Origin of the sequence: Streptomyces sp. NPDC058685 (genome assembly GCF_042714725.1) — a bacterium.
Classification (GTDB): Bacteria; Actinomycetota; Actinomycetes; order Streptomycetales; family Streptomycetaceae; genus Streptomyces.
Genome location: NZ_JBHXSL010000033.1, coordinates 64,903 through 85,083, shown reverse-complemented (window position 1 = coordinate 85,083; position 20,181 = coordinate 64,903). Strand labels below are relative to the sequence as shown.

The following is a 20,181-nucleotide window of genomic DNA, read 5'->3' as shown; positions in this document are numbered from 1 at the left end:
ACTCCAACACCGGCAACCCCGACAACCGCTCCCGCCAATACCCCAACTCCCCCGCCGCGCCAACCCCACCCAACTCACGCCGCTGCCAATCGGCGAACTCCGTGTAAGGGAGGCTCAGCTCGGGCAGGGTGTCGCCGTCGTAGAGGGCGCCGAGGTCGCGGACGAAGAGGGATATCGACCAGCCGTCGGAAACGATGTGATGCATCGCCGCCAGCAGTACGTGCTCGGTGTCGCTCAGCCGCCACACCACGACGCGGAACAGCGGACCCGTGGTCAGGTCGAACGGTTCGCCGGCCTCGGCTGCGGCTTCCGCTTCCACCTCGGCAGCGGTGGCGGCGTCACGCCAGTCGATGCGGGCGTCGAGACGGTCCGCGACGAGGACGCGAGGGGCGCCGTCTCGCTCGACGAACCTCATCCGGAGCGACTGGTGACGAGCCACGAGGCGGGACAGGGCCAGTTCCAGGCGTTTCCGGTCGAGCGGGCCGTGCACGCGCCACATGGGGGTCGCCACGTACGCGGTGCTTCGCCCGCCCGCCATCCGGTCCAGGAACCACATGCGGTCCTGTGCGAAGGACAGAGCGTGGTCGACCTCGGCGCACCCTTCCGGCCCGAGATTCGTCGTCCCTGTCTGCACCGCAGCTCCTCTCACCGCACCAGCGCTCACGTCTGGTGTCGTCCCCCGTCGGCCGAGCTGTTCCCGGTCCGCATCGGCCGCCCCGGCGGCCTGGGAAAGTCCCGGCACCTGGCCGCGGGCCCGTGGACAACAACATCACCGCGGCGCCGCCCGCGTCTTGAGTCATCGCTACTCGCATCGACCGGACGGGACGTCGCGGAAGGACTCATCTCCCCTCCTGACGAAGGCCCGAGTCCCCTTCGTTCAGGGCCTCTTGCCCGGACCCGGTTGTCTGGCGCACGCCTCGTAGGGCTTCGTCAGCTACCGGGTCCGGTTCTCTGGCGCGGGGAAGGCGGCGGCCACAGGGCGCCATCAGTCGCAGCGCGCGAGGAGTGCACCTGGGACACATGCCTCGTTGTCCGGCCCCGCTGTCATGGCTGACTGCCCAGGGCCCTGATGGCCTGACCGGTCACGGCTCCGTGGCATACCGGTCCCGGCCCGCTCGCTCGCCGACGCCGTGATTCCTATGATGGGCATATCCAGCGCACAAAACGGCCCATATGGATACTCACCCGTTCTCTGAATCATCAGAGGTGGCTGCGGATGATCCGGCTCAGCATGCTCAGAACGATCCTGACGGCGCTCGCCGCCCTCCTTCTGGTGGGTGCGGGCACGGTGCCCGCACAGGCGGCACGGCAGGAGGACTTCGACGCCGCGACCGTCCAGCGGCTGAACGAGAAGGTCACCGAGGTCATGGATCGGGCGGACATCCCGGGCGTGACCATCGGCCTGTGGCTTCCCGGGCGAGGCGAGTACGTGAAGTCGTTCGGGGAATCGGACACGACGTCCGGCACTTCGATGAAGTCCGACCTCCACATGCGGATCGGCAGCGTGACCAAGACCTTCACGGTCGAGGGACTGTTGCTGCTCGCGGACCAGGGAAAGGTCGGGCTCGACGATCCCATCGCCACGTACGTCGCCAACGTTCCCAGCGGCGACCGCATCACCCTTCGCGCGTTGGCCGGCATGCGCAGCGGCCTCTTCGACTACTCGGAGGACGAGAGCTGGATGCAGTCCCTGCTCGCCGACCCCCAGCGCAGCTACACGCCACAGCAGTTGCTCGACTATGCCTTCGCGCACCCCCTCAACTTTCCGCCCGGGAGCAAGTGGGAGTACAGCAACACCAACCTGGTCCTGCTCGGCTTGGTGATCGAGAAGGTCACCGGCCAGCGCCTGGGGGCCTATCTGGAGCAAGCGGTCTACGAGCCGCTGAAGCTGGACGAGACGTCGTTCCCCACGGCCAACGGGATTCCGGACCCGTACGCCCAGGGATACACGAACTTCACGAAGGACGAGAGCGTCACCGCGGCCACCCACTGGAACCCCTCGTGGGCCTGGGCCGCGGGAGCCATGATCTCCGACCTGGACGACTTGCACACCTGGGTCCCGGCCCTGGCAGACGGAAGGCTGCTCGAACCAACCACGCAGAAACAGCGCCTGGAGTTCCGCCCGGTCGGCTACCCGGGCGTCTCGTACGGGCTCGGCATCATGCGGGTGAACGGGTGGATCGGCCACAACGGCGACCTACCCGGCTACGAGACCCTCGCGGTCCAGCTGCCGTCGCAGAAGGCCACGTTGGTGATCCTCATCAACTCCGACATCAACTACCAGGGCGACTCACTCAGCACCATGCTCGGCCGTGCCGTCACATCCGTCGTGACCCCCGACCAGGTATTCGATCTGCCGTCCGCCGCGCAGTCGAGGCAGCACACCCCGACCCCCTCCCCGTAGGACCGATCCGCGGGCCGAAACGGTCCGACAAGACCCTCGCCAGAGTCCGGGCACCGGTCGAGCACCCACCAGAAGAACCGGCGGGCCTTCGGCAAGGTCCGCACCGGGCGACAGACCTTCCCGCGGTCCTCCACCTGTCTCACCGTCGCCGACCGATGGTCACACCACTCGTGGCGCCGTTCCGCGGCCGCTCCTCGGCCGATCGTTGACGCATTCCGATATAGGCATATGATGGAGCCATGGCACGAGCGGCGACAACCTCGGACGCGTTCAACGCGATCGCCGAGCCGCAGCGGCGGGAGATTCTGATCCTGCTGCGGGGCGGCGAGCGGCCCGTGACCGAACTGGCGCGGGACCTGGGCATGAGCCAGCCACAGGCGTCCAAGCACCTGCGGGTGCTCCGGGAGGTCGGGCTGGTGCGGGTCCGCGGGCTGGGCAAGCAGCGGCTGTACGGCCTCGACGCCCGCGGTCTGCGGCCGGTCCACGAGTGGCTGGGCGGCTTCGAACGGTTCTGGAACGAGAGCTTCGACCGGCTGGACGAGTACGTGCAGGATCTGAATCAGGCAAGGCAGGAGGAACCACCGAATGACGACGACCAGTAGCGGCGGCGGGCCCGAAGACGCGACCGCGGACCGCGAGATCGTGATCTCCCGGGCCATCGGCGCACCACGGGAGCTGGTGTTCGAAGCGTTCACACAGGTCCGGCACCTGTCGCGATGGTGGGGACCGGAGGGGTTCTCCACCACCACGCGGTCCTTCGAGTTCCGGGTCGGCGGGGCGTGGGACTTCGTGATGCACGGACCGGACGGGACCGACTACCAGGAGTGGATCACCTGGCGGGAGATCGTCCCGGCGGAGCGGATCGCCATGCTGCACGGCGAGTCCCGCGACGACCCCAACGCCTTCGAGTCGGTCCTGACCTTCGAGCCGATCGGCGACGAGACCCGGATCGTGATGCGCACGGTGTTCCCCACCAAGGAACTCCGCGACCAGGCGGTCGAGAAGTACCACGCGATCGAGGGCGGCCGGCAGACCCTGAGCAACCTGGCTGCCTACGTCAGCGACCTCGCGCGGAAGGGGGCGGAGGGCTGATGGCCGGGAAGGTGTTCTTCAGCGTGACGATGTCGCTCGACGGCTTCATGGCGCCGGAGGCCGTGCCCGTCGAGGACGTCTTCTCGCCCGAAGGTCAGAACGACCCGAGGGTCCAGCGCTGGATGACGAAGTGGTCGGAACTGCAGGCGTGGCTGTTCCCGCAGCGGTGGTTCCGGGAGAACCTCAAGCTCGGCGAGGGCGGCGAGGAGGGACTCGACAACGACATCGCTCGGGCGACGTACGAGCGCACCGGCGTGAGCATCATGGGCAAGCGCATGTTCGACGCCGGCGAGCTGGCATGGCCGGAGGAGGCCCCGTTCCATACCCCGGTATTCGTTGTCACCCATACGCAGCGTGATCCGTGGGAGCGGCCGGGAGGCACGACCTTCCACTTCGTCAACGACGGCATCTCCAGCGCACTGGACCGGGCCCGCGAGGCCGCCGGCGACCGCGACGTCCGCATCGCCGGCGGCGCCGAGACAATCCAGGAGTACCTGGACAGCGGCCTGATCGACGAGTTCTCGATCACCCTCGCGCCCGTGCTGTTCGGCACCGGCATCCGCCTGTTCGACCGCGTGGACCCGACCCGCCTCATCCTCGACCAGACCCGCACGGACGCATCATCCCGGGTGACCCACCTGACCTACACCGTCGGCAAGCGGTAGCCGGCACCACACCGGCCGCCCGGGAGAATCCCGACCGACGCGAGGCTCCCGTAGCCTCTCTCCGACGGCTTTGCCGAGCAAGCCCAGCGGAACTTCTGGCCACGGGGAGATCCGCACGTATGCGTGCGGCGGACACCGCCGTCGAACTCACCAGGCAGGAAGCCCGTGCGCGACCTGCGGTGGGTGGCCCCCGGTGACCTACCTGAGCGCCTGAGCCGGTGAGCTCCGCTCCGCCCGCGTCCGACCGTTGAGAGTGCCTCACGCTGGTTCGACGGGAAGCCACAGCTCGCAGGTCGCGGTGCTGAAGTCGTCCGTGCGCTCCAGGATCGCGACGACCGAGGGGCCAGGCCGCAGCCGCCAGGGGTTGGAGGGGAACCACTCGGTAGCCGTTGCCGCCCAGGTTGTCTGCAGGACCTGCGGGTGCGGTCCGCTCGTCCGGAAGACCGCCCACATTCCAGCCTGCACCTCGATGACGTCGAGCCCGTCCGGAACCGAGGAGTCCCGGCTGCGGGCGATTCCGTGCAGGTAGGTCAGTTCGCTCCCCTCCCTGCCGTCGGGATCGAGGTCATCGCTGACCTGCAGCAAGCCCGGGGGTTCGGCATCGCTGAGCGCCTTCAGCCGCAGATGCTCCTCCTGCGGCAGCGCCGCGATGTGTGCCTGGATGTGCGGGTTGACGCCCTGATGAATCAGGGGAACCCGGGTTGCGTGTCCGACCAGCCGGAACGCGGGGCGGTCAACGAGGCGGGTTTCCATCGGGATACTCCCTTCGACGGTCAGGCGGAACCTGACCTGCGGTTGCGTGCGCAGAGGGCCACCATCACGGCGCACGTCACTGGGGCCGGCGCCGTGAACGGCCCGGAACGCACGTCCGAACGCTTCACTCGAGCCGTATCCGTGCCGGACGGCGATGCTGAGCAGATCTCCCTCGCCCCGGACGACGTCGGCGGCGGCAACGGTCATGCGGCGCCGCCGCACGTACTCCGACAGCGGCATGCCGGCCAACGACGAGAACATCCGCCGCAGGTGGTACTCGGTCGTACCGCGCGCTCGCGAACCCATCGACGTCGAGCTCCTCCGCGAGATGCTCCTCGACCAGATCAACAAGTTGGTTCAGCGCCGAGATCATGTGGCCTCCCTTTCGACCTCAACCCTGGCAGCAAGCACCCTGGCTGCACCCGATCGCTACGATCCGATCCGATCATGCGCCCGCGGCGCCCCGGAACCTCACGCTCGATGTGGCGTCAGCCCCGGCCGCCGCCAAGGCTGATCTCCGTGCCACCCGCATCCCGACAGGTCACCTTCGTGACGCCACCGCCGTACGTCCGGCGCTTCGCGCCGCTGGAGCCGCCCCGGGCGATCTCGGCGACCCGACCGTCGAGATGCCCATACGGTCCGCGAGCTCGCCCACGGACGTCATTCGCCCGGTCGGCATCACGCCGAGGTGGACGGTGATCGGCATCAGATCACATCGTCCAACTCGGCCTGCATCCGCGACGCTTCGACGTCGCGTGCGACGGCCTGGGCGAGCAGCATGCGCAGCACGAGCGCGAAGAGCGCGACCCCGAGGATGGCCACGCCGATTCCGCCCATGATGACGGTGACCCCGGGGTCGTCTCGCTGGCCCGGCGCATTGATGGCCGTGACCGCGAACCATACGAGGGCAGCAGCGACGATCGCACCGATCACCATGTCCACGTACCGGAAGGCGGCGTGGGAGAACACGGTTCCGCGGCGCACCATCGACACCAGCCGCCATACGCAGACCAGGGCGACCTGGACCGACACCATGCCCAGGATCGTGATCACGCGCAGCGGTGTCAGCGGGAGTGAACCGTCCTCCGGGTCGCTCCCGCTGACCAACGCCCACAACATCCCTGCCTGCACGAACACGGTGCCGGCGAACACCACCACGAGCACGGCACGCAGCGCACCCACTGTCAGCTTTCCCATGACCCATCCTTGCATCGATTTGCGATGGGAATCTATCGAATATCGATAGGATAGGCAAGGACTGGGTGCCTGGCCCCAACGTGGCGAAGCAGCTGCTCCTGTCCTTTGCGCACGGCGCTCTCCATCACCGCTCAGTCCACAGAAGGCGGCCCGTTCAGCGCATGGCCCGCCCCGAGGCCGGCGCCATGGCGGCAGCGCAGGGCGCGGCGCAGGCCGTCGGGCTGCATCACTCTTGCTCCGGAGGTTGAGCTGTGGCTCACTGACAACGGCGCCGTGAGGGAGTGGGCATGGGCAACTGGGTCGTGATCGCGGAGTACTACAGCGACGCGTACAGGACCAAGTTCATCTGCAGTGGGCAGGAAACGAAGGACCATGCATTGGAGGCACTCCGTGCTGCCGTCCACACGTATGTACCGAGCAAGAATATCGTCGAGAAGCGCCGCCGCGTGTACCGCTTCGCCGACCAGGAGTCATACCTGGTGGTGATCAAAGGCAAGCTGACGGAGTGGGAGTGCACCCTGCGCATCGCGGAGCTGGTCTCGGACTCGGCCGACCCGGCCGTGGCCGAGCGGGCGCAGGTGGACGACGGCGCGGCGCGGGCGGCTGATGGTCCGCAGGACCGGATCCCGCCCGGTTACTGAACCGAGCACCTGGAAGGTCGGCATCGAACGGCACGGCGTTCACCGCCGCCACCGGTGCACGGCGGTTGAATTCGGGATGCGTGAAGACCTGCAGCTCGCCCTGCTTCAACTCGCCTGCCCTGTGGCCTGCTTGAGAGGTATCCGCTCGCCACCGCTCAACTCCATGACACTGCTGCTGAGTACCGCAGCGCGGGGCCTCGCCGTCGGCCACCCGCCGCGACAGCTTCCGATGGACCGTCGAGGGCCCGTCAAGACTGGGCAGGACATCCCAGGGAGTGCCCAGAGGCGTTGTCGGCGGCTAGCGGTCGACGCCCGCCCGTTGCGATCCGGCCACTTCGCGCTGAGCTTCGAACGTGGATCGCAGCTCGATGAACGCGGCGGCGGTCCGGCTGGCGGGTTCGGCCTGATAGACGACCAACTGCTGGTGGGCTGCCCCGTTGACGGTGAAAGCGGAGAACTGGATCTCCAGGTCGCCGACCTGGGAATGCCGCAGGGGCTTGGTCTGTCGAGTTTTGGCCTTCACGTCGTGGCGTGCCCACAGAGCCGCGAATTCCGAACTCTTGGTGGAGAGAGTCCGGACGACTTCGTTGATCCGTGGCGATTCCGGATCGTATCCGTAGGCGGCACGGAGCTCGGCGACGCAGGAGTGTGCGGCCCTCTCCCATGCCTGGTAGAAATCGCGACCGGCGGGGTCGACGAACACCATGCGAGCCAGGTTGTCGAATCGCTGGAATCCGCTGTGCAGGGCAGCTGCAAGACTGTTGTGTGCCAGCACGTCCAGGGCCGGGCCCAGGACGAAGGCAGGGGTGTCCGGCCAGCTGTCGAGGAGCTGCAGAAGCTGAGCGTCGACCTGCTCGTCTCCGGCAACGAGGCTGCGGCTTTCGTACGGCGCCCGGGTAAGTCTGCGCAGGTGCTCGACAGCTTCGTCGTCAAGCTTCAGGGCCGTCGCGACCGCATCAACGACCTGGGGCGAAGGGCTCTTCTCGCGGCCTTGTTCCAGGCGCATGTAGTAGTCGGAGCTGACCCCGGCCAGCAGGGCGACTTCCTCGCGGCGCAGGCCGGGAACTCGCCGGCGGCCGTGCTCCGGAAGTCCCACATCCTGCGGCTTGAGGGCTTCGCGCCGTGCTCTGAGGAACTCTCCCAGCGGGGTAGCGTCGCTCATGGTGCAAGGCTAGTCGAGGTGGGTGGCTCGGGCAGGGGTCGGGACATCGACCGGCTCCTCATTCTCAGTGCCCATCGGCCCGGCCTGACCACGGTCGATGGCGTCACCGCCGCACCAGGTCGCGAGCAGTCGCATCGCGGTTTCGGAGGGTGACTGCGGCTCGGTCGTGTAGATGAAGAGGGTCTGATCGGTGTTTCCGGGCAGCGTCAGCGCCTGGTAGGTGACGGTCAGATCGCCCACGACGGGGTGGTGATATCCCTTGGCCCCCTCGGTGCGTTCGTTCACCCTGCGCTCGGCCCAGTACTCACGGAAGCTCTGACTACGGGTGGCGAGTTCGCCCACCAGCTCGCCGAGCTGTGCGTCAGCAGGGTGCCGTCCCGCGTCCATGCGCAGCAGGGCGGCGGTGTCGGCGGCGACTGTCTCCCAGTCTGTGTACAGTTCCCGCGCCTCGGGGTCGAGGAAGACGAAGCGGGCCTGGTTGCGTTCCTTGGCCGGCATGGCGTCGAAATCTGCGATCAGCGCACGGGCGAGGGGGTTGCTCGCCACGACGTCGGTGCGTCGCCCGAGGACGAAGGCGGGGCAGTCGGCCGTGTCGAGGGTGGCCAGCAACTGGTGCACCGCAGGGGTGAGCCGCTCGGGTGGCGACATGCGGGCCCGTTCGGACTGGACAGGCCGGCGATGAGCCAGGTCGAACAGGTGTGCGTGTTCGGTGTCGTCCAAATGCAGGGCGGTGGCGAGCGCGTCGAGTATTTCGGGCGAAGCTGTTCGGCTGCGTCCCTGTTCCAGCCGCGTGTAGTAGTCGACGCTGACGCCGGCGAGCAGAGCCAGTTCCTCGCGCCGCAGGCCGGGGACGCGTCGGCGGGCCGTCAGGGGCACCCCCGCCTCGCCGGGCTCGAGTCGGCCGCGGCACGAACGGAGGAATTCTCCCAGCTCCACGATCTGATCCATGCAGACCATTGTCCGACGCACTCGGCGCTGAGAGGAGAGATGAGCCTGGCCGCAGTACACCCAGGAAGCCGAAGGCCAGGCTGTGAGGTCCCGCAGGCCGCCCGGCGGTGCCGGTTCAGGGGCGGCGGCGGGCGGCGTGACCGGCGGCGCCAGTCATCGCGCTTGTGGCGCGGGGACGGCGCTGAGAGACCCGAGCAGGGCAAGGGCGTCGACCGAACGGCTGCCGGCTTCGGCTTGGTAGACAACGAGCTGCTGGTCAGCGGCGCTATGGATGGTGAAGGCCTCGTAGTGCAGCTCGAGGTCACCCACCGCGGGGTGGCGGAACAGCTTCGCCTCGCGGGTCTTGACCTGTACGTCATGGCGTGCCCAGAGATCTCGGAACCTTGCGCTCTTGACGGACAGTTCACCGACGAGCTCGATCAACCGTCGGTCGTCCGGGTCGCCGCCGGCAGCCTGGCGAAGGGCGGCCACGCACGACACGGCGGCTCGGTCCCATTCCCGGTAGAAGTCGCGTGCAGAGGAATCGAGGAAGGTCATGCGAACGAGGTTGTCCCTGTGGTTGAAGCCTGCGTGGAGGGCCTCGGCGAGCTGGTTGCGCGCCAGGATGTCCAAGCTGTGGCCGAGGATGAAGGCAGGCGTGCCGGACCAGCTCTCGATGAGCTGCTGCATCGGCCGGCCGACGCGTTCGACTCGGTGGGAGCGGCGCATACGGCGGGCACTCGGCACGGCCACCCGGTAGAGGTAGCCGACAGCGGCATCATCCAGTCGCAGAGCCTTGGCTACAGCGTCGAGGACCTGCTGGGAGGGATGCCGTTCGCGGCCCTGCTCCAGGCGCATGTAGTAGTCGACGCTGACGCCGGCAAGGAGGGCGACCTCTTCGCGACGCAGACCGGGCACCCTACGGCGGCCGGACGTCGTGATGCCGGCGTCTTCGGGGCGCAGCTGGGCGCGCCGAGCGCGGAGAAAACCTCCCAGCGCGCTCTCGGCGGCCGGGCGCTTGTCTGTGTCCATGCAGTCGAGGCTAGGTGGGTGAACGGCCGTGCGGTGGGCGGGAAAGGGGGTGCGCTTCTCCCAGGAGCGCGTTCCCTCACCGGCCGCCCGCCGGACGCAGGCGGTCCTCGCCGATGCGGCTGCTTCACACGCTCCATGCCGAGCGAACCGTGGGCTCCTGCGCCTTGAGGCACCACCCATCGCGGCCCATCTGTCTACCGGACCCCTGCCTGAAGAGTGGTCCAACCAGCCTACGACGCCCCGCTCCCCGTTCCGGCACAGTGGCGCGGCGGGCAACGACGCCGGCACCGCGCCTCGCCTCGCCTCGCCTCGCCTCGAGGAAGAATTGTCCGGGAGCCTAGGAGTATTTCTCCCAGGAAACTCTCAGCCTTCCTGCCGCTCACGTCCACGGGCAGACTCGAATTCGTCGGGACAGAGGCCCGATGACCGAAGTGAAACGCAGAAGAGAGGCATTGTCATGACTACTTGGTTCGTCACCGGCGCATCTCGCGGTCTCGGCGTGGAAATTGCACGATCCGCGCTCGCCGACGGCAACAACGTCGTGATCGCGGTGCGTAACCCGGACCGGATTCCGGAGGACTTCAAGGAATCCGACCGGGTTCTGGCCGTTGCCCTGGACGTGACGAATACCGCGAGCATTCCTGCAGCCGTCGAGGCCGCTGTCGACCGCTTCGGCGGAATCGACGTGCTGGTCAACAACGCCGGCCGTGGTCTTCTCGGGGCTCTCGAAGAAGTCACCGACGCGGAAGCCAGGTCGCTGTTCGACCTCAATGTATTCGGCCTGATCAACACCACCCGCGCCGTCCTGCCCGTCATGCGCAAGCAGGGGTTCGGCAAGCTCGTTCACATCGGCTCCCGCTCCGGGTTCGAGGGCGAGCCGGGCGTGAGCCTGTACAGCGCCTCCAAGTTCGCAGTCGCCGGAATCAGCGAGGCCCTGTCCGCGGAAATGGCACCCTTCGGCGTTCAGTCGATGGTGGTCGAACCCGGCGTATTCCGCACCGATTTCCTCGACTCCAGCTCCCTGTCCGTGGCCGCCGACCGTATCGCGGCCTACGACGGCACCCCGGCTCATGTGACGCTGGACTGGATCGACAAGGCCAACCACGCGCAGCTCGGCGACCCCGTCAAGGGTGGCGCGCTGATCTACGAGGTCACCTCCGGCGAGAAGCTGCCGACGCACCTCTACCTGGGCGCGGACACCATCGAGCGCCTCGAGGTGAAGTACCAGCAGGTCCAGAACGACCTCGCTCCCTGGCGCGAGAAGTCCGCTGCCACCGCGCACGACGACGCCTGAGCGCCGGTTCCCTGGCGCCCGTCCTCGACACCCGGCCGCCGTCCCAGCAGCCCGATCGGGCCGTGCTCCCTCCTGCCGGCCCGGTCGGGTGCCATCCACGGGCGCGAACGTCCGCCTGCCACAGTCACCTGATCTCCCTGAAAGGAACGTGCCATGTCCAATCTTCTGTCAGGCTCCCCTCTCCCGGGCCGTGTCGCCGTTGTCTCGGGAGCGTCCAGCGGTATGGGAGCCGCCACCGCGGAGCGCCTCGCCGGTCTCGGCGCCAAGGTCGCTGTTCTGGCACGCCGCCAGGACAAGCTCGACGAGGTCGTGAAGAGCATCGAAGCTGCGGGCGGCACGGCCCTCGCCCTGGCCGTCGACGTCACCGACCGGGACGCCGTTCAGGCTGCTGCTCAGCAGATCGCTTCCGAACTCGGCACCGCTGACCTGGTGTTCAACAACGCAGGCGTCCAGCTCATCTCCGGCATCGAAGAGCTCAAGGTCGACGACTGGCAGCGCCAGATCGACCTCAACGTCACCGGCGTCATGAACGTCATCGCCGCATTTCTGCCCCAGCTCACGGCAGCAGCCTCGAAGGGCCGGCCCGCCGACCTGATCAACACGTCATCGATCGCCGCCACCCGGATTCTGGAGAAGTTCTCGATCTACTCCGGAACCAAGGCATACATCAGCCACCTCACCCGGCTGCTCCGGGTTGAGCTCGGCCCCAAGATGGTCCGCGTCGCCACGATCGAGCCCGGCATGGTCGAGACCGAACTCCCGGACCACGTCGAGGACCCTGACGCCAGTGAGCTGATGGCGGGGCTGATCCGCGACATCGACTGCCTTCAGTCTGCGGACATCGCCGAGACCGTCGCCTTCATGGCTGCTGTGCCGCGGCATGTCAATCTCACCGAGATCACCATCATGCCGACCGCTCAAGCCATCTGACTCGCACACCGGCGACTGCCCCGTGCGCAGGAGGCAGCAGTGGTGTCGACGAGGAGGGGCTGCGCCGGACAGGGTGCGGCCCCTCCTCGCGGCTCGTAGCAAGTCGCATGGTCCTTCGACTGACCGCACCGCATTCCTCGTCAGCCGATGCTGAAGGCGCAGGGCGCTGTCGTCGACCACGTGGCGGCCCTACCTTGCGACCAGGTCTGTCGTAACGCCATGAGTCAGCGACCTACAGGCACGACGCAACCAGCGGGCAAGGGTGGGCGTATGACACCCAGGACGAGGAGCACCAGACTTCGTCCGTCGGCACGTGCAGACCTTCGCCGAGCAGCAGCCGGCAGCTGTAGTGCGCCGCTGCTCCAGCCCCCTCGACACGACCACCTGGAGTGCGCGTGTTGAGAGGGCTGATGGTCGTCCCGCTGGCCACACAGCGGGGCGACAGACGCGGTCTCCGGCTACGAACACCGCTACTGCCGCGCCGCCGGTGGCACGTGACTCTCGCGGTAGCAGCACGAGGTGTTCGTGGTAGAGCACACCGTCTCGGATGTCGCCGGTGGCGGTGAAGCCGGTGTCGTCCGTGTAGTCGATGTGGCTGCCGGAGACGGTGTAGCTACCGGTGTACGCGCTCCTGCGGTTGCCACGGGCCTCGTCGTAGCGGCCGTTCGGCAGGAGCTCCTGGCGGATGTGTCCGTCTGCGGTCACCCACATCCCGACGTACGGGTGCAGGGCGCGGGGCGTTTCGTCGGTGGTCATGTCTCCAGAGTCGGCTCGGCGGCCTGTGGCAACCAGGCCGCCGTCTGCCCAGGTGAGGGCTTCCTGGGGGCAGCGCACCCAGCTTCGCGAGCGGCAGGGTCCGGAGCACGACTTGGTCTTTCGAGCGGCTACGCCGTAGTGAGTCTCAAGACTTCCGGGCGTCACATGGTCGGTGACACCGAGATCTCCGCGGACATCAGCGCCGAGTGAACCGGTATCCGGCGTGGTGCAGCGTGCCGTCCCGAAACTCGCCGAAGGCCCAGAAACCGAGGTCGTCGAGGTAGTCGATGCGACTACCGCTGACCCAGTAGCGGCCCTGGTAAGCGCTGGGTCGGTCCCCGCGCGCCTCGTCGTAGCGCCCGTTGGGAAGGAGTTCCTGGCGTACGAAGTCGTCTTCATCGACCCACATCCCCGTGAACGGGTGCGTCGAGTCGAAGGCGGGCACCCCGTCCGGAGGTGCGGCAGCGGCGGCTTCGTCCAGAGGGCGGCCGTTCCAGAGGCGCACCTGGCCTCCGGTGACCAGGATGTCGAGGTGCGTCCCGCGGGCCGGGACTGCGCCGACCGGAGTTCCGGGGGCATCGGCCAGCTGGAGAACGGCGATGTCGGCGACATTGCCCGGGGTCAGAGTGCCGCTGTCGGCGGGCGCGGTGAAGTCGGTTGCGGCCGGCAGGACGAGGGCACCCGCGCAGTCGATGACGATCATGTTGTCGTCGCCCGCAGCGGTCAGCAGGCCGGGGCCGACTCCCACGATCAGCGAGCCCCCGATGAGGACATCGGCTTCCTGCCAGTCGCCCATCAGCGGGTTTCCTGTGATGACCGCGCCGCCGGACAGCAGCAGGGGCCGCCCCTGCGGGGTGAGCAGCTCGCGCCGGACTGCGTCGTCACGGCGGGGACCTGTAGTGGTACGGATGTTCGTCATGGCAATTCCTGGTGGTCGTCGGCGGGCCCGAGGCGCAAGGCGTCCCGGCCTGACGTCATGGTCATGATTGATGTGGGCGCTTGGGGCTCCGCACTACCCGGTGCAGCACCCCTCCCCCGGCGTGGCTGTGGTGACGCCCGGGGCCCTGGCGATGCAAAAACCGCCGCGGAGTGCTGCGTTGAAGTGGGCTTCAGTCGGTCGCGTTGTTCAGGATGTACTCGCGCGATGCGTGCACCTGGCTGCGCAACGCGGGCAGGTCGACGTCCAGGACCTGGCCATCCCACTTTCGCGGCTCACCATTGACAAGGACGGCGGTGATGTTGCGTGCGTCGGAGCCCAGCACGATGGTGCCGATCGGGTCGTTGAGGGGCATGTTGTTGAGGCCCTCGGCCTGGATGACCAGCAGGTCGGCCTTCTTGCCCGGCGTGAGCGAGCCGGTAACACCTTGCAGGCCGTTGGTGCGTGCACCCTGGAGGGTGGCGAAGTCCAGCACATCGTGCGTGCTGATGCGCCTGACCTGCTGGTCGGTACCGTAGGCGGCGTTGACGGCGCGCATGCGCTGTATGGCGTGCAGGGCTCGCATCTGGGTGAACATGTCGCTGGCCAGAGCGACTTCGACGTCGATGCTGAGTCCCGGCCGGATCCCGACGGCAAGAGCCTCGTCAATGGCGGGGACCGCGGTCTCCAGACCGATCTGCGCGTCCGACGTGGGTGCGAGCGCGACAGTGGTCCCTGAGGCACCCATCTCCTGCCAGGCCTCGGCGGTGAGGCCCGTTGCGTGGATGAGGGTGACGTCCGGGCCGAGAATGCCGGCCTTGGCCCAGCCCAACACGGCCTCGGATGACGAGGCGCCGAAAACGGCGTCGACGCTCACCCCCACACCCAGGTCCTGTGCGACACGGGCGAGTTCAGGTCCATAGGCGAGAGCCGGCCCTGCGATCTCGTCGGTGGCGAGGGTCGCCAGGCGCAGGCTCAGCAGTTGGTCGTCGGTGCTGAAGTACTGGCTCTTGATCCGGGTCAGGTCGCCGGGCCACTGCCGGTCCCACTCTCCGAAGTGCGGTCCCATGGAGGCGTGCACACCGCGAATGCCCGTGTCCAGCAGGGCCTGGATGGCGGCGTCGGAGTGATCCCGGGTGCGAGAGTTGTGCGAGAAGTCGAGCATGGTCGTGATTCCGCTGTCGATCGCGGTCAGGGCAGCCAGCTTCGTGCCGATGTACATGTCCTGAGGTCGGTAGACGGTGGCGTAACCGGCCAGGGTGGTCATCACATAGGCGCCGAGGTCGTCGACGTCCGGCATGATCCGGCGCAACTGGGCTTCCCAGGCGTGGCGGTGGGTGTCGACGAATCCAGGGGCCAGGATCGCGCCGGTGGCATCGACAACCACGGCGCCGTCCGCCTTCAGATCGGGACCGATGGCGGTGATGGTGTCGCCTTCGACGAGCAAGTCACCGCGGGCGAGGACTCCGAGGTCCGCATCCATCGTGACGATGGTCGCACCGGTGAAAAGGATACGTCGGTGTGAGTCGGAGGACTGGCGCTGTATGTGGTCGAGCACGCCGGCGCTGGTGGTGTCGTCGGTGTCCATCGGATGTCCTTCCACGGGGGGCGCGGTCGTCGCGCAACGGCTTGGAACACCAGCGTCGTCCGGGCTCGCCAGGACAACCAGGCCGTGGTTCCCCCGGGTGCCCCACACCCACTGTCACCGTCGCTCTTGGTGGCGGGTGACAGCGGGCGGAGAGTTCAGATGGCCTGCTCGGTGGGCAGGATCGTGATTTCGGTGAGGTTGACACCGCCTGCCTCTTCTTGGCAGCACCGACTCGCCTCGAGGACGGCAGCCTCCGCCGTGCATGCGCACCTCAGCGCACAGGGTGAGTCGCTCACCGTGCGCTGCTGACGCGCCGGCGGATCAGGAGCCATGCGCCTCCCGCGACGACCACCGCGCCCGCCGCCGCGCCTGCCGCCGCGACCCATGTCAGGGGCCACCGCGGAGGCGCCGGCTTCGCGTCCACCAGGATGGCGGCAGTGTCGTTGGTGTGCGTGCGGTCGAAGGCACCGACGGCCCGGATCCGGCCACGGGCGTCGGGCACCTTCTCGTCGATCCGGATGTGGAACTCGATGGTGGTGTCCCGACCGGGCGCGAGCCATCCGAAGGAGTCCGTTTCGAGATCACAGACGAACGCCTTGGACGGCTTCTTCGGTCTGTCGCAGACCCAGTCCGGTCCGTTGTCGTCGCTCACGTAGGGAATGGACGTGACTGTCGTGCCCTCGGGCGGGATCACCTCGAACCGGCCGGGCTCTTCCCCGGGATCCCCCGGGCCCTCGTTGTGTACGCCGAGGGCGAGGCGGACGGTGTCACCGATCCTGCCGGTAACGGTCCCCGTGACCGGTCGGTAGTCGGCCTGCTGGGTGGTGCGCACCTCGACAACACGGTTCGGGGAGCGCTGTGCGCCGAATCCCTCGACGGCGACGCGCGTCAGCGTGAGAGCGGCGCCCTTGCCCCGCACGGTGTGGTCGGCATCCCTCGCCGGCCGGGACGACACCTCGTACACCAGCGCGTCGGCCATGACGCTGGGGCCGGCCGTGGCGGTCAGGGGCCTGCTGAGCGCGTATGCCGTTCCCGGATCGACCGGAGTGGAGAACACGCACCAGGCGGAGTCCGAACGGTCGCCGGGCGCACCGGAGTTGTAGAAGCAGTTGTCGTGCTCCCGCGCGAAGGTGAGGCCCCGGCCGGACGAGTGGATCTTCATCGCCACGCCTTTGTCCGCGGCGTACCGGCTGTGGTTGGCGAAGGCCGGAGTGATCCGCACAGTTCCACCGGGACGAACTCCGTCGACCGGGGGATGCTCGCGGAGGTCCAGCAGCGGACCGCCGACCTGCATCCGCGTCGTCGCGGTGACGGTGGGCGCGTTGTCGGCGGACGCGGTGTACGTGATGGGTCCGCCGTCGCCCGGCTTCACTCCGTCGACACCCCTGATGGTGAACGGCGTCATGCTCTCACCGTCGTTCGGGGAGCCGTAGTCACAGGTGAACACCTGGTTGCGTTGCTTGCAGTTGGAGTTTCCGAGCCGAGCCGTGCCCGACAGCGCCGACACGTCGATGGTGAGCTTGATGTTCCGGGCTTCCGCACCTCCGCTCCCCGTGACACCCACCGGCACGGTGAAGGAGGTGTTGAACGCCTTCGCGCCCTCGTCCGCGGAGTACATGACATACGTCGCGGGTGCACCGATGGTGAGCTTCACGGGCGCAACTGCCGGGACGGTAGACGCCGTCGAGCTGGTCATGCCTGCCAGGAGAACGGCGGCACCCATGACCGGCACGACGACATGACGCCGGCCCAACCGAAAATCCATGCGGGCGAGTATCGCACGGTGACTGATCCGGGTGGCCGGTCGAGCGCCTGCGCCGCACTCTCCCACTGCGGCGGCGAGCGAGAACCCGCCGACCACCGTCGCCGCCGTAGCTCATCACCAGGAGGGCCGAACGGCAGTAGCGGTGACCCGGATTGACGGAACTCCGGCTCACTGCCGGGGGTCGGGATGCCTGGCCCGGCCAGGTGACGGCGGACTCCGGATTCCACGAGGTGAGAGTCCGGCGGCGGCCCGCGGACTGACCGGATCAGTACGGATGCCTGCGTCAGGCGCCATCCGCCCCGGCGGCAGCGCTGTCGGGTTTCCCTGTATCCCGTCCGGAACCTCGCGGGTTCCGACTGCGCCGGCCCCCTGCCGTCCGCCCTACGCCCGGCAGAGGATCACTGAAGCGGTAGGCCACAATCCGTGCGTCGTGCTGGGCATTGAGGAGGTGGATCAGGCGAATTCCGACAGCGGTCACGATGACGATCGCTACGAGGAGGATGAGAGTGTCCATCGTGCTCACCACCAGGCCCCGGCGGCCAGAGGGCCGACGGGTTCCCGGGCCGGAGGGGGGAACCCCATGGGGGACATGCAGGTTCCGCCTTCGCTCTCCCAGGCGTCGTCGCGTCGTTGTGCCTCCCGGATGTCGCCGGCGGTCGCGGTTTCAGCGGCCATCAGCGCACCGGCCGTGAGCACGCTGCCCGGAATCGCGGCGGCTGCCATCAGGCGGGCCGCGGCGGCGGGGGCGGTCTCGGGCGGGATGACCAGCAGGTCCCAGCGGCGGGCGGAGTAGGAGAGCAGGATGAGCTTGTCGGGGTCCTGTTCGGTGAACCAGCCCACGTGCACGGTGCGGCCTGGGACGCGCACGGTCTGCGGGATCACGGGCCACCGGGAGGGGTTGACGGTGACGCGTGTGACGCGTCCCCAGGGCTCTTCCAGCGATTGGGTCAGCGCCGGCAGCTCGGCTTCGAGGTCCCGGGTGCGAGGCCACCAGGCGCCGTCCAGTTGCCCGGCGAGCGTGGTCGTCGGTGTGAGGGACAGTCGCGAGGCGGAAGAGGGCGCGAGAGGTGCCGTGCGGTCCAGGGCGACGGTCATGACGGGGACCTGTCCCCGGGCCGCCCACATTCTGACGGCCCGGTGTATTGATCGCCGGAAATGACACCTGAGTTGCATCGGATGTGCGGGATACTCCCGGTATCTCCACTCTACTCCGACATACAGAGTAAAAGATGATTCGATCAGGGATTCTTTGCGCCCACGGCTGCTGCTGCACGACATCGTCAAGCCCCCAAGGGCTGCCCCACCGCCGGGGACGACGTCCTCACCGTGCCGCGCAACAGTTGATCGAGCGGGCCCCTATGCGCCCCCCGCACGCCCTGCCGGCCGATGCCTGCCTCCAAGCATCCTGGTACCGGACGAATGCCCGTAGCAACTCATTCACCGCCAAGATCACTGTCCGCCGAATCACCAGGTGCACGAGTCCAATTCACCGTGGGGAGGACCGGGCAGTTCGTGGATCGCCACCGAGGCGCCCCGGCGCGGACGGCGCCGGTCCTGCCTGAGCTGCGCGTCTGTCCGCCTCCGCGGGGCCGTCTCGAACTCTGGGGGACACATGGAATCGTCAGGCCGGACAGATGCATCGGGCACTGCCGCACAACTCTCACGGCACCGGAACGAGCAGGAGATCATGGTCCTGCTCGAGGAGTACCGGGCCCTGCGCGAAGAGGTCACCCAACGGGTCGCAGCACGCATGCAGATGATCGGATTCGCAGGTGTCGTGTCCGCGCTGCTGGTGGTGACGAACAAGTTCACGTTCGACGGTCCGAGCATGTACGTCGCCCTTCTCCTGCTCCTCCTTGCCGTCGTATGGCTGCGCGGCATCAATCTGGCCATCCAGCGCATAGGTCGTCATGTGCGTGTCGTTGAAGCCCGCATCAACGCTCTGGCGGCCCAGGCGTGGGGAAGCTCCGAAAGCATTCTCACCTGGGAGACAGATATCCAGACCCGGCGCGTCCAGGTGCGCGGAGTGGCCCTCCGGAGCGGGCGTCTCCTCGGATGGATCAGGTCCTGAGCGCAGTGGTGGCAGCGGATCGGCTGCCGTGCGGTTCAGCGGGGCAGCCGACGTCTGGTGCAGGATGAGGCTCTATGGCAACCGTTCTCGCTTTCCATGCACACCCCGACGACGAGGTGCTCATGACCGGCGGCACCCTTGCGCGCATCGCCGCCGAGGGGCATCGCGTGGTGATCGTTGTCGCCACCGACGGCCTGATGGGTCCCGCAGCGCAAGGAGAGTCGCCGCGCATGGGTGAGCTGCGCGCGAGTGCCGCCGTTCTGGGAGCCGCCCGCGTTGTGCACCTCGGATACGCCGACAGCGGCAACGGCAAGCTGCTCTATCCCGATCCGCCCGACCGGGCGCGTTTCGTACGGGCCGACCCCGAGGAAGCCGCAGAGCGACTGGCCACCATCCTCAAGGAAGAGAACGCCGATGTTCTCCTCAGCTATGACGCCAACGGTGGTTACGGCCACCGCGACCACGTCAGAGTCCACGAGGTCGGCAGACGCGCAGCCGCCCGCGCCGGGGTGCAGCAGGTGTTCGAGGCCACGCTTCCGCGCGACCTCATCGCCCGCGTGCTCAAGCTGGTGGATCGATTGAGAATCCCTCTTCGCCACGACGCTGTGGCTCCCCGTACCGCCTACAGCGCGCGCTCGACGATCACGCACAAGGTCGACGCACGCCGCTTCGCCCACCAGAAGCAACGAGCACTCGCCGCACACCGATCCCAGGTGTCGGGGACCGGTCGACTGGCCCCGGTCATGAAGGCGCTGATTCGGCTGCCGGCCCCCGTCTTCGGAATGATCCTGGGACGGGAATGGTTCATCGATGCCACCCGGACCTCAACCTCCGCAGCCGTCATCGGCATCTTCCAGCCGACGTCGTAGCGCCGGCAGCCGTGTGCGTGGCCGAGCAACACACCTGGCGATGAAGCCCGCCGGTACAGACGGACACGAGGGCAAGAGGCAGAGCAGGGCCGGTCCTCATGGCTCCGGGGCATCAGGAA

General features: G+C 67.9%; 18 protein-coding genes and 2 pseudogenes. 9 read left to right on the top strand and 11 right to left on the bottom strand.

What is annotated here, in order from left to right; all coding sequences use genetic code 11:
- The coding region (locus tag ACFWU3_RS24510) for a condensation domain-containing protein (protein ID WP_384441424.1) at positions 1 to 634 on the bottom strand (634 nt) is incomplete at its 3' end.
- Positions 635 to 1,216: 582 nt separating this feature from the next.
- On the opposite strand from ACFWU3_RS24510, the gene ACFWU3_RS24505 reads away from it, so the two are divergent.
- From ACFWU3_RS24505 to ACFWU3_RS24490, 4 genes are all read left to right on the top strand, one after another.
- Positions 1,217 to 2,404 carry a serine hydrolase domain-containing protein gene (locus tag ACFWU3_RS24505; protein ID WP_384441421.1) on the top strand — a complete coding sequence of 396 codons (1,188 nt, stop codon included), beginning with the start codon at positions 1,217 to 1,219 and terminating at the stop codon, positions 2,402 to 2,404.
- 239 nt (positions 2,405 to 2,643) lie between these two features.
- Entirely contained in the window at positions 2,644 to 3,006 is a 363-nt protein-coding gene (locus tag ACFWU3_RS24500; RefSeq protein ID WP_384441418.1) for an ArsR/SmtB family transcription factor, read from the top strand.
- Entirely contained in the window at positions 2,990 to 3,496 is a 507-nt protein-coding gene (locus ACFWU3_RS24495; protein WP_384441415.1) for an SRPBCC family protein, read from the top strand. Before ACFWU3_RS24500 ends, ACFWU3_RS24495 begins: the two co-directional genes overlap by 17 nt.
- A complete protein-coding gene (locus ACFWU3_RS24490) occupies positions 3,496 to 4,161 on the top strand; it encodes a dihydrofolate reductase family protein (RefSeq protein ID WP_384441412.1) in 666 nt (221 codons plus the stop codon). Before ACFWU3_RS24495 ends, ACFWU3_RS24490 begins: the two co-directional genes overlap by 1 nt.
- A 258-nt stretch (positions 4,162 to 4,419) precedes the next feature.
- Here ACFWU3_RS24490 and ACFWU3_RS24485 read toward each other — a convergent pair.
- Together ACFWU3_RS24485 and ACFWU3_RS24480 are read right to left on the bottom strand one after the other, a co-directional pair.
- A pseudogene (locus ACFWU3_RS24485) lies at positions 4,420 to 5,287 on the bottom strand (GyrI-like domain-containing protein).
- A gap of 332 nt (positions 5,288 to 5,619) precedes the next feature.
- A complete protein-coding gene (locus ACFWU3_RS24480; protein WP_384441410.1) occupies positions 5,620 to 6,111 on the bottom strand; it encodes a DUF2975 domain-containing protein in 492 nt (163 codons plus the stop codon).
- A gap of 287 nt (positions 6,112 to 6,398) precedes the next feature.
- Between ACFWU3_RS24480 and ACFWU3_RS24475 the strand changes: the two genes are divergently transcribed.
- The gene (locus ACFWU3_RS24475; protein ID WP_384441408.1) at positions 6,399 to 6,752 is read left to right on the top strand and encodes a hypothetical protein; all 354 of its coding nucleotides are present in this window, start codon (positions 6,399 to 6,401) and stop codon (positions 6,750 to 6,752) included.
- A 298-nt stretch (positions 6,753 to 7,050) separates the two neighbouring features.
- Here the strand turns inward: ACFWU3_RS24475 and ACFWU3_RS24470 are convergent, their stop codons facing one another.
- From ACFWU3_RS24470 to ACFWU3_RS24460, 3 genes are all read right to left on the bottom strand, one after another.
- The gene (locus ACFWU3_RS24470) at positions 7,051 to 7,914 is read right to left on the bottom strand and encodes a helix-turn-helix transcriptional regulator (RefSeq protein WP_384441405.1); all 864 of its coding nucleotides are present in this window, start codon (positions 7,912 to 7,914) and stop codon (positions 7,051 to 7,053) included.
- A 9-nt stretch (positions 7,915 to 7,923) separates the two neighbouring features.
- Positions 7,924 to 8,862: a helix-turn-helix transcriptional regulator gene (locus ACFWU3_RS24465; protein WP_384441402.1), complete on the bottom strand. Its 939-nt coding sequence runs from the start codon at positions 8,860 to 8,862 to the stop codon at positions 7,924 to 7,926.
- Positions 8,863 to 9,015: 153 nt separating this feature from the next.
- Entirely contained in the window at positions 9,016 to 9,873 is an 858-nt protein-coding gene (locus tag ACFWU3_RS24460; protein WP_384441399.1) for a helix-turn-helix domain-containing protein, read from the bottom strand.
- 457 nt (positions 9,874 to 10,330) lie between these two features.
- Between ACFWU3_RS24460 and ACFWU3_RS24455 the strand changes: the two genes are divergently transcribed.
- Both ACFWU3_RS24455 and ACFWU3_RS24450 read left to right on the top strand, forming a co-directional pair.
- Positions 10,331 to 11,167, top strand: a complete 837-nt coding sequence (locus ACFWU3_RS24455; protein ID WP_384441396.1) for an SDR family NAD(P)-dependent oxidoreductase — start codon at positions 10,331 to 10,333, stop codon at positions 11,165 to 11,167.
- 153 nt (positions 11,168 to 11,320) lie between these two features.
- Complete coding sequence (locus ACFWU3_RS24450; RefSeq protein ID WP_384441393.1) at positions 11,321 to 12,097, top strand: SDR family oxidoreductase; 777 nt, start codon at positions 11,321 to 11,323, stop codon at positions 12,095 to 12,097.
- A gap of 495 nt (positions 12,098 to 12,592) precedes the next feature.
- Here ACFWU3_RS24450 and ACFWU3_RS24445 read toward each other — a convergent pair.
- The 5 genes and pseudogenes from ACFWU3_RS24445 to ACFWU3_RS24425 form a co-directional block, all read right to left on the bottom strand.
- Positions 12,593 to 12,853: pseudogene (locus tag ACFWU3_RS24445) on the bottom strand (Atu4866 domain-containing protein); the annotation flags it as partial.
- A gap of 196 nt (positions 12,854 to 13,049) precedes the next feature.
- On the bottom strand, positions 13,050 to 13,772 hold the full coding sequence (locus tag ACFWU3_RS24440; protein WP_384441390.1) for an Atu4866 domain-containing protein: 723 nt from the start codon (positions 13,770 to 13,772) through the stop codon (positions 13,050 to 13,052).
- A 190-nt stretch (positions 13,773 to 13,962) separates the two neighbouring features.
- Positions 13,963 to 15,357 (bottom strand): amidohydrolase family protein, encoded by a 1,395-nt coding sequence (locus ACFWU3_RS24435; protein ID WP_384441387.1) that lies wholly within the window; start codon positions 15,355 to 15,357, stop codon positions 13,963 to 13,965.
- 292 nt (positions 15,358 to 15,649) lie between these two features.
- On the bottom strand, positions 15,650 to 17,122 hold the full coding sequence (locus ACFWU3_RS24430) for a hypothetical protein (RefSeq protein WP_384441384.1): 1,473 nt from the start codon (positions 17,120 to 17,122) through the stop codon (positions 15,650 to 15,652).
- Positions 17,123 to 17,641: 519 nt separating this feature from the next.
- Entirely contained in the window at positions 17,642 to 18,217 is a 576-nt protein-coding gene (locus tag ACFWU3_RS24425) for a DUF5994 family protein (RefSeq protein ID WP_384441381.1), read from the bottom strand.
- A 592-nt stretch (positions 18,218 to 18,809) separates the two neighbouring features.
- Between ACFWU3_RS24425 and ACFWU3_RS24420 the strand changes: the two genes are divergently transcribed.
- Together ACFWU3_RS24420 and ACFWU3_RS24415 are read left to right on the top strand one after the other, a co-directional pair.
- Positions 18,810 to 19,193 (top strand): hypothetical protein, encoded by a 384-nt coding sequence (locus ACFWU3_RS24420; RefSeq protein ID WP_384441378.1) that lies wholly within the window; start codon positions 18,810 to 18,812, stop codon positions 19,191 to 19,193.
- 74 nt (positions 19,194 to 19,267) lie between these two features.
- Positions 19,268 to 20,062: a PIG-L deacetylase family protein gene (locus tag ACFWU3_RS24415; RefSeq protein WP_384441375.1), complete on the top strand. Its 795-nt coding sequence runs from the start codon at positions 19,268 to 19,270 to the stop codon at positions 20,060 to 20,062.
- Positions 20,063 to 20,181 lie beyond the last annotated feature (119 nt).

What these genes read in the sequence shown, in the direction of transcription:
- ACFWU3_RS24450 (WP_384441393.1), top strand. Translation starts at nt 11,321, where the DNA reads ATGTCCAATCTTCTGTCAGGCTCCCCTCTCCCGGGCCGTGTCGCCGTT.
- ACFWU3_RS24505 (WP_384441421.1), top strand. Translation starts at nt 1,217, where the DNA reads ATGATCCGGCTCAGCATGCTCAGAACGATCCTGACGGCGCTCGCCGCC.
- ACFWU3_RS24475 (WP_384441408.1), top strand. Translation starts at nt 6,399, where the DNA reads ATGGGCAACTGGGTCGTGATCGCGGAGTACTACAGCGACGCGTACAGG.
- ACFWU3_RS24430 (WP_384441384.1), bottom strand. Translation starts at nt 17,122, where the DNA reads ATGGATTTTCGGTTGGGCCGGCGTCATGTCGTCGTGCCGGTCATGGGT.
- ACFWU3_RS24500 (WP_384441418.1), top strand. Translation starts at nt 2,644, where the DNA reads ATGGCACGAGCGGCGACAACCTCGGACGCGTTCAACGCGATCGCCGAG.
- ACFWU3_RS24415 (WP_384441375.1), top strand. Translation starts at nt 19,268, where the DNA reads ATGGCAACCGTTCTCGCTTTCCATGCACACCCCGACGACGAGGTGCTC.
- ACFWU3_RS24495 (WP_384441415.1), top strand. Translation starts at nt 2,990, where the DNA reads ATGACGACGACCAGTAGCGGCGGCGGGCCCGAAGACGCGACCGCGGAC.
- ACFWU3_RS24480 (WP_384441410.1), bottom strand. Translation starts at nt 6,111, where the DNA reads ATGGGAAAGCTGACAGTGGGTGCGCTGCGTGCCGTGCTCGTGGTGGTG.
- ACFWU3_RS24465 (WP_384441402.1), bottom strand. Translation starts at nt 8,862, where the DNA reads ATGGATCAGATCGTGGAGCTGGGAGAATTCCTCCGTTCGTGCCGCGGC.
- ACFWU3_RS24460 (WP_384441399.1), bottom strand. Translation starts at nt 9,873, where the DNA reads ATGGACACAGACAAGCGCCCGGCCGCCGAGAGCGCGCTGGGAGGTTTT.
- ACFWU3_RS24435 (WP_384441387.1), bottom strand. Translation starts at nt 15,357, where the DNA reads ATGGACACCGACGACACCACCAGCGCCGGCGTGCTCGACCACATACAG.
- ACFWU3_RS24490 (WP_384441412.1), top strand. Translation starts at nt 3,496, where the DNA reads ATGGCCGGGAAGGTGTTCTTCAGCGTGACGATGTCGCTCGACGGCTTC.
- ACFWU3_RS24425 (WP_384441381.1), bottom strand. Translation starts at nt 18,217, where the DNA reads ATGACCGTCGCCCTGGACCGCACGGCACCTCTCGCGCCCTCTTCCGCC.
- ACFWU3_RS24440 (WP_384441390.1), bottom strand. Translation starts at nt 13,772, where the DNA reads ATGACGAACATCCGTACCACTACAGGTCCCCGCCGTGACGACGCAGTC.
- ACFWU3_RS24455 (WP_384441396.1), top strand. Translation starts at nt 10,331, where the DNA reads ATGACTACTTGGTTCGTCACCGGCGCATCTCGCGGTCTCGGCGTGGAA.
- ACFWU3_RS24470 (WP_384441405.1), bottom strand. Translation starts at nt 7,914, where the DNA reads ATGAGCGACGCTACCCCGCTGGGAGAGTTCCTCAGAGCACGGCGCGAA.
- ACFWU3_RS24420 (WP_384441378.1), top strand. Translation starts at nt 18,810, where the DNA reads ATGGTCCTGCTCGAGGAGTACCGGGCCCTGCGCGAAGAGGTCACCCAA.